Genomic DNA, 8,721 nt, shown 5'->3' with positions numbered 1-8,721 from the left:
AACCACTTCTTTAATAAGAAATAAGCCCTCTGGCTCAGCTCTTATTAACCGCAAGTCGAAGGTCAAACCTACTCTTGCAGCCACTTCTAGGTCAGCTTAATGCTGATTTTTTTGTATCTAAAAAATAACACTTCCAGTCAATATGAAGCAGTATAGCTAGCTCGCCGGGCTCAACTCTCTTCATAAAGAATCGAAGGTCGTCAGTTCAAATCTGGCTTCCGCAACCAATCTTTAATAAGTAATAAGCCTCGGGCTCAGCTCTTATTAACCGCAAGTCGAAGGTCTAACCTACTCTTGCAACCACTTCTAGGTCAGCTTAATGCTGATTTTTTGTATCTAAAAAATAACACTTCCAGTCAATATGGAGCAGTATAGTAGTTCGCCTGGCTCAACTCTCTTCATAAAGAATCGAAGGTCGTTGGCTTTTAATCAAATCTGGCTCCCGTAACCAATCGAGTACCAACCCATTATATTTATTACATCAAAAATAAAAACTTAGAATGTTATCAAGTACAGGATGAAACTGAACGTTATTTCATCTGGTTCAACTCTCTATACGAGCACACAAAAGTCTTATTATCCTAATAAATGTAATCAGCCCTACTGCTACTCATTTATTTTAGATCCATTGAATTTTCATTGAATAAATCCAAATCCTGACAGCTTCAGCAAAAATTAGCTGGTGTATCTCGAACTACATTAAATTGATGTATATTATGGTTTAGTTAGGAAAAATCACTTCTAATACTAATAATATTAGATAAAAAAATCCCGTATATCTCTATACGGGATTATCACTAACTATTCTTTTTATGGATTTGTAAGAGCTTCGGCTTATCGATATAAGCTTGTTCAATCAATCTAACTTGAGTATATATATTCAGAATAGTCCTAGATAATTGATAAACTAACCATGCGTAACCTGACAACGCAAAATGTTCAGTCTGCTCTAAATTAAGCTGTTGCTGTAATGCTTGATATAACTGTTGATCGAAATCATCAGGTATTGGGGGTAAATTATCAGCTTTACCATTAGCAAAATTGATTAGCTCATCTAAATAACCTACAAGCAACTGCGCCTGTTGATTGACTTTATCAAAAGCCGCATCTTCATGTTCTTGCCATTTTGTTTGTAGCAACAGTTCAAGTAACGTCACCATTCGCACTTGCGCTTGAACTAATTTTTCTAGCTCAATTTTATGTCTTTTGAGAGTAGTGCTTTCCCATTCAAGTGAAAAGAAAAGTTTCTTTTGATCTAATACAGCCTTCATCACTTTTTCTAATGCTTTTTGATTTTCTTGTACATACTCTGGCTTAGCTTGAATATGTAAAGCAAGCAAGTTAGACATCATACCAATCGCATTAGAAAATTGACTACGCCAGTCTTGCTTGGCTTTAATTGGTAACACTAACAGTGATACCACCATCGCAATAACACAACCTAGTAAAATGTTAGTCGTACGCCAAATAGCTTCAGAAGTATCATGATTAGCATCGCCTATAACAATGATCATGGTAAAACCTGCCACTAAATAAGCATAACTATACCGTCCAGAACAAATATAGCTTATCGACATAACCCCAATAATTAAAAATCCCATGACTGCCCAGTATTCATGAAACAGTGCAATTAAAAGTACGCCATAAGCTGCACCTAAAGTCGTCCCTACCGCTCTTTGTAAAGATTTTTCTATTGCACCACCAACCTGTGGCAGGCTCATCATAATGATCACAATCGTGACCATGCTCCAAATAAAATGTGGTAACTTGAAGAAATAATTAATTGATGCAGCAATAAATAGTGCAATACCAAGCTTCAGGGCGTGAATAATTCTAAAGTGATCATAAACAAATGAAGCAAAACGTGACGATGCACTAAAAACAGACATGATGTAAGGAGACTCCGCAAATAATAGATTACTCGCGAATTATTGCAGAAATTAACAGTTTTTGCTGTAAATATATAAATTTTAACTTATGCAGCGACAATCTGTTTTTGGGATATTAATGGATGTAATCTATCATGCATCACTTTAATCGTATCAAATTGCTGCATAGATTTAGTTTCTGTTAATTGTAACGATTGACTAAGCAGCATAATAACAGATGCTTGCAAACCGGAATCAATGATAATACACAATCCAGAATCCAGCCCAGTCTTCAAATTAAATGCTTTACCAATATCGGCATAAACCAGATATTGGCTATGTTCAAAAAACCATGACTTTGGCATTTGTGGCTTTAATAAAAAATGGCCAGCAGTTGCATTTAGTACAATTTGCACTAAAGCTGCGTCACTAACCCGAATATATTTAGGCAGCTTATCAAGTAATTCAATGTAAAATTTGGCGTGTTCCATACTAAATTCATTAGTACCGATAGCATCAGGGATAAGCAACTTCGAGGTATAAACAGTGAGAAATTCCATCTCATTACCTAACGAAACGCTTAACACATCATAAGTATCGTTATATGTCCACAGCCAATCCTTTTGTGGCATTAATAACATAAAGGGCAATTCCAATACATATTCTTATAAGCGAATGATAGAGTAATTTTTGTTCGATAACAAAGGTTTTTATTAAAATTTTGTTAAATAACAACAAATTAAATCGATCGCAACTTACACTTTTGCGATCGATTTATCTATTTGCAGATCGTTTTTCGATCAGTTACAAGGTTTTAGCTCTAAATGCATCACTAATTTCTTCAATTAGCCCTGGACCTTGATAAATGAAGCCTGAATAAATTTGTACTATTTCAGCACCTGCATCAAATTTAGCTAACGCATCTTCAGCACTGTTAATACCACCGACACCAATAATTGGCATTTTGTTATCTAAACAGTTTGCAAGTCGTTTAATTACCTTAGTTGATAATTCATTCAATGGCTTACCACTCAATCCACCAGTTTCAGTTGAATTAGCTAAACCACTCACACCATCTCGACTTAGTGTTGTATTTGTCGCAATAGCACCATCAAAATTATTTTTAATTAGTGAAGCTGCAATCGCCTCAATTTCTTCTATGGTCAAGTCTGGTGCAATTTTTAATGCGATCGGAACATACTTGTTATGCTGCTTCGCTAGATCAGTTTGCATTGATTTTAGCGATCCAAGTAGATCATCTAATAAATCACCATACTGAAGTGTTCTCAAACCAGGAGTATTTGGCGATGAAATATTTACCGCAATATAATCAGCGTATTGGTAAACTTTTTCCATACAGATTAAATAATCGTCTTTACCCTGTTCAACTGGCGTATCACGATTCTTACCAATATTAACGCCCACTTTGATATCTGAACGTTTCTCTTTTAAACGCTCAATTAGGTAGTCAACGCCTTTATTATTAAAGCCCATACGGTTAATAATCGCTTTGGCAGGCTTAATACGGAAACAACGTGGTGCCTCATTGCCCGGTTGAGGTCGTGGTGTAACGGTACCAACTTCAATATGACCAAAGCCCATAGCTGCAAACGCATCGATTGCCTCGCCATCTTTATCCATACCTGCTGCTAATCCAACAGGATTGGTAAACGTAATACCCATACAGGTTACAGGCGCAGGAGTAATATTTTGAGCATAAAAACAATTTAGCGGGGTATTAGCAGTCTTGCTTAAATTCCACATAGCAAAATTGTGCGCCTTTTCAGGATCCATTTGAAACATGAATTTTTGCGCGATTTTGTAAAACATTTTTTCTCCTAGACCTAAAAAAGCCCCAGCATAATGGCCGGGGCTTAAGTTACTTTAATTTAATTATTCTACTTTTGACCCTCGCAATGCAGGATCAATAAGTTTAGTTCTCTTAAAGCCACCGAGAATTTTGCAAACTCATGACTCTTAGAAGTCTTAAAGTCTGCAAGCATATGGAACCAACGTACAAGTAACAACTGGTTCTTACCTAACCACTGCTCAATGATCGTCTCTGCTTGACATGAATCTGTACATTGATGCAGTACTACTGATGTCAATGCACGTTGTTGCCAATCTAACTCTTCACGGAATGCAGCTCTTGCGAGCGCTTGCCAATGGTTAGTCGCTGGTTGAGCACTGATTTGATCTAAGAACCAATGCAACTCTACTCGAGCACCAAGCTTAAAGTAAGTCTCTGCCACTAAACTAACAGATTTACTTTCAAGCTGCGCAATCTGAGCAATATCCAACGACGAGAATAAACTACTCATGTTGCTAATGGTACGTGCTAATTCCTCAGGAACATCCTGTTTTACCAGCCTATCGACATGACCGTTAAGCACCTTAACTTCATCTTTCGCCATATGTTGATTCACTGTTTGTTTCAATTCATCAAATACAGGCTTAAAGAAAGCGACAGTCTGTTCAATATTCCAAGCGCGATTACGATGGCGTAGGAACCATCTACAAGCACGACGTAAATTACGACGTACCTGATGTAACATCTCAGCTTGAACATCAGCACAAATCTTACCATTTAAACTGGTAATTTGTTTAGTAATATCAGCCAATCCATATACTTCACGGGCGCAAGTATAACAAATTGCAGCATCAGCAACTGAGGCACCAGTCTCATCTTGCATACGCTGAACAAAATTAAAGCCCATATCATTGACAAGTTCATTTGCCAGTGATGTCGCTATAATTTCACCACGTAGTGGATGATTCACCATCTGCTCACTATAACGATCTTGTAGCTTTTGTGGGAAGTAATTGATTAGCAATTGTCCCAAGAACTTATCGTCAGTGATTTCAGCTGTTAATAATTGCTCTTTTAGTACCATCTTAGAGTACGCTACTAACACAGATAATTCAGGGCGAGTCAGTGGACGGCCACCAGCTAATCGATCTGCTAGTTCATCTTCTGATGGTAAAAACTCAAGAGCTCTATCCAACTTACCATCTTTTTCAAGATAATGAATATAGCGGATCTGTTCTTTAAGCTGTTCATTGCCACGAGCTTGCGTGATAGAGATTGTACGAGTTTGATCTTTACAATCTTGTAGTACAATTGAACTCACTTCATCAGTCATCTCTTCAAGCAAGTTATTACGCTGTTTAAGCGTTAACTCACCATCAGCAACAAGGGCATTCAAGAGAATCTTAATATTAACTTCGTTATCAGAGCAGTCTACCCCACCAACATTATCGACAAAGTCAGTATTCATACGGCCACCGTTGGCACAATATTCAATACGACCAAGTTGGGTACAGCCTAAATTGCCACCCTCACCAATGATTTTGGCACGAACTTCATTACCGTTAACACGCAGATTATCATTAGCGCGATCACCGACTTCGGCATGAGTTTCGCTAGTTGCTTTTACATACGTTCCGATACCACCATTCCAGATTAAATCAACTTCCATCTTTAATAGTGTCTTAAGCAATTCAATTGGCGTCATTGATGCTTTATCCGTATTAAGCATCGTTTTAATTTCTTTGCTTAACGGAATTGATTTAGCCGAACGTTGGAATATTCCACCACCTTTAGAAATCAACTTGGTATTGTAATCTTCCCAACTAGAACGTGGCAGAGCAAATAGGCGCTCACGTTCTACATAGCTTGTTTCTGCATCTGGATTAGGGTCAATAAAGATATGCATATGGTTAAATGCAGCCACTAATCGTGTATGACGAGATAACAGCATACCATTACCAAATACATCACCAGCCATATCACCTACTGCAACACAGGTAAAGTCTGTAGTTTGGCAATCGATTCCCATTTCACGGAAGTGACGTTTAACTGACTCCCACGCACCACGAGCGGTAATACCCATTTTCTTGTGGTCGTAACCATTACTACCACCAGACGCAAACGCATCACCAAGCCAGAAGCCATATTCAATCGCAATCGCATTAGCAATATCAGAGAAGGTTGCGGTTCCTTTATCTGCAGCAACAACCAAATATGGATCATCTTCATCATGGCGTACTACATTTTTCGGCGGAACAACATCACCATTAATAATATTGTCTGAAATATCCAACAAACCACGAATGAACAGCTTGTAACACTCTTGTCCTTCAGTGAAGAAAGCTTCACGTCCACCTTCTGTCGGTAGCTGTTTACAAACAAAACCACCTTTTGCACCCACAGGTACAATCACGGTATTCTTAACTTGTTGCGCTTTGACTAGACCAAGTACTTCCGTACGGAAATCCTCACGACGGTCTGACCAACGTAAACCACCGCGAGCCACTTTACCGCCACGTAAATGCACACCTTCGACACGAGGCGAATATACGAAAATTTCATATTTTGGCAGTGGTTTCGGCATTTCAGGGATTTGCTCTGGTGCAAACTTAAATGAAATATATGGCTTAGGTTGTCCATCAATCTCTTGGTAGAAGTTAGTCCGTAAAGTAGCATTAATCAGATCTAAATAACGTCGAATAATTCGATCATCATCAAGGCTTGATACTGCATCAAGATGTTCATCTACTTGCTCCAGCAATACTTGTAAATCACGAGTCTCAAGTGATGGATTAAATTTCGTCACAAACATCTGTACTAATAATTCAGCAATCTGCGGATAACGATTAAAGGTTTCTTCAATGTAAGATTGGCTGAATGTCGCATCAATTTGGCGCATGTACTTAGCATAACCACGGACTATCGATACCTCTCGGCCAGTTAAGCCTGTCGATAGCACAATTCGGTTAAAGCCATCATCTTCAAGTTTCTTATTCCATACTTGATCTAATGAATCTTGGAAACGGCCTTGTATATCTGCAAGATTATCAATCTTACGGCCATTCACTGTCATAGAGAAATCAAGGATCCAGAAAGTTGCATTATCAGCAGTAATAACCTGATAAGGTCTTTCATTAATCACTTTCAAACCAAAGTTTTCAAGCATCGGCAATACATCTGATAGATGGATTGGTTCATCTTTATGGAATAACTTTAGACGTACAGTATTTTCATCTAACAAGGTTTCTTGTGGCTGATAAAACAACATACCTAATTTATGCTGATCATCTAACTCTTCAAGGTGTTGAATATCAACTACTGCAGAGTTTGCCAGCACATCTTCTTTATAGCTACGAGAAAACGCATTAGCGTAACGCTTCGCTAAATGTGTTCCCTGCTCTTCACCAGAGGTATTATTTAGCGCGATGGTAAGTTTATCTTCCCAAGAGCGTGCAGCCTCACTGAGATTGTTCTCAATTTCATCAACATCGTATTCGATATTATTATTATCAACTTTCACAATATAATGTGTTCGAGCAAGACTAGATTCTGAGAAATAAGTCGTGAACTCGACAGTCTCTTTAGTACCAAAGTGGCGAGCTAAAATGACCTGACTATCTTCACGTAACTTAGTGTTATAACGATCTTTTGATACATAGACCATGCATGAGAAGAAACGACCAAAGCCATCCTTTCGAACAAATAGCTTTAATTTATCGCGATCTTGCATATCAAGCACACCATGAGCAACACTTGCTAACTCTTCAGTGTTGGCTTGAATAAGCTCATCACGAGGCAAAGTTTCAAGGATGTTCATCAGCGCTTTATAATCATGCGAACGAGGCGTCAAGCCTGACATATCTAAAATACGCTGGACTTTTTCAGCTAGTAATGGAATTTCTCGCGGACTACGATTATATAAATTAGAAGCATACAAACCAATGAAACGATGTTCACCGATAACATTCCCTTTTTTATCAAATCGCTTAATTCCAATATAATCCACATATGCAGGACGATGAACCGTACTCTTATTGCTGCTCTTAGTCAGCATAAGTAAACTTTGATCAAGTGCTTGTTTACGGGCAAAGTCAGAAAACGTTGATAACAACACTTTTTGTTCTGAATGCTCTTTATCAGGACGATTAAGTAAACCCATACTGGTTTTCATATTCGGCACTAATTCAATATCACCTTCTACTTTTTTTAGGTCATATTGACGATAACCCAGTAACGTAAAGTGGTGATTATTCAGATAACTTAAAAAACGAACCGCTTCATCCATTTCATGCGGTTCGCCTGGAAAAGGCTCTTTTGGTAATTTATCAATAACAGTCGTCAGTTTCTCTGACATCTGCTTCCATTCATTAACCGAACAATGTACATCACGTAGTACTGCTTGTAACTCTTGTTCAAGCTCTTCAATGTCCAAATCACAGCTTTGACGATCGATTTCCATCAAACATACTGCAACGTTATCTGCATCACTTGGGCTATCTTGTACAAAAGTAACACCATTAATCTGCTTACCTGATCTCGCAATCGCTAATGGCGTATGCAACATCATATGAGCAGTGATACCTTTACGATTTAATGCCATCCCAACTGAATCAACTAAAAATGGCATATCGGGTTGGATAATTTCAATAATGGAATGGGTCGACTGCCACCCATGCTTAGATTGATTAGGATTAAAGACTCTAATATGAGTTTTGCCAACTGGTGTCTTATTTAATGCGTTCCATAAGCTCAACACTGCGCCGTATAAATCGCTATCATTACGAGCATTTAGATCATCTTTCGACATGTGAGTGTATAAACAAGCAGCGAATTGCTCTACTTGCTTGGCTTGCGTCTGAGGTACTTTTGAACGAATTAGTTTCACTACGTTTTCCAGTAATACTGAGGGCATTGCATCTTTTAAGGCCATGTTGCTGATTCCTTATGCGTCTATGGCTGCACGTGAAGTTTTTTAGCTTTAAACCGCCTAAATCTAACTCTACCATTTAGAGCGTGTTAAAAGTCTATTACTAAATATCACAT

4 protein-coding genes are annotated in these 8,721 nt (G+C 38.2%); all 4 read right to left on the bottom strand.

The genetic code is table 11. The features are described from left to right. Positions 1-797: 797 nt before the first annotated feature. The 4 genes from JCM15074_RS15435 to JCM15074_RS15420 all read right to left on the bottom strand — a co-directional run bounded on the left by JCM15074_RS15435 (position 798) and on the right by JCM15074_RS15420 (position 8,608). Entirely contained in the window at positions 798-1,889 is a 1,092-nt protein-coding gene (locus JCM15074_RS15435) for an FUSC family protein (RefSeq protein ID WP_025822190.1), read from the bottom strand. An 86-nt stretch (positions 1,890-1,975) separates the two neighbouring features. Next, positions 1,976-2,509: a cell division protein ZapC gene (locus JCM15074_RS15430; protein ID WP_025822188.1), complete on the bottom strand. Its 534-nt coding sequence runs from the start codon at positions 2,507-2,509 to the stop codon at positions 1,976-1,978. A 163-nt stretch (positions 2,510-2,672) separates the two neighbouring features. Continuing rightward, positions 2,673-3,698 (bottom strand): quinone-dependent dihydroorotate dehydrogenase, encoded by a 1,026-nt coding sequence (gene pyrD / locus JCM15074_RS15425; protein ID WP_025822186.1) that lies wholly within the window; start codon positions 3,696-3,698, stop codon positions 2,673-2,675. A gap of 68 nt (positions 3,699-3,766) precedes the next feature. Then, positions 3,767-8,608: an NAD-glutamate dehydrogenase gene (locus JCM15074_RS15420; RefSeq protein WP_025822184.1), complete on the bottom strand. Its 4,842-nt coding sequence runs from the start codon at positions 8,606-8,608 to the stop codon at positions 3,767-3,769. Between the last annotated feature and the right edge of the window lie 113 nt (positions 8,609-8,721).

Source organism: Shewanella marina JCM 15074 (genome assembly GCF_000614975.1).
Lineage (GTDB): Bacteria > Pseudomonadota > Gammaproteobacteria > Enterobacterales > Shewanellaceae > Shewanella > Shewanella marina.
Note: the sequence above shows the minus strand (reverse complement) of the source record. Positions and strands in the feature narration are given on the sequence as shown.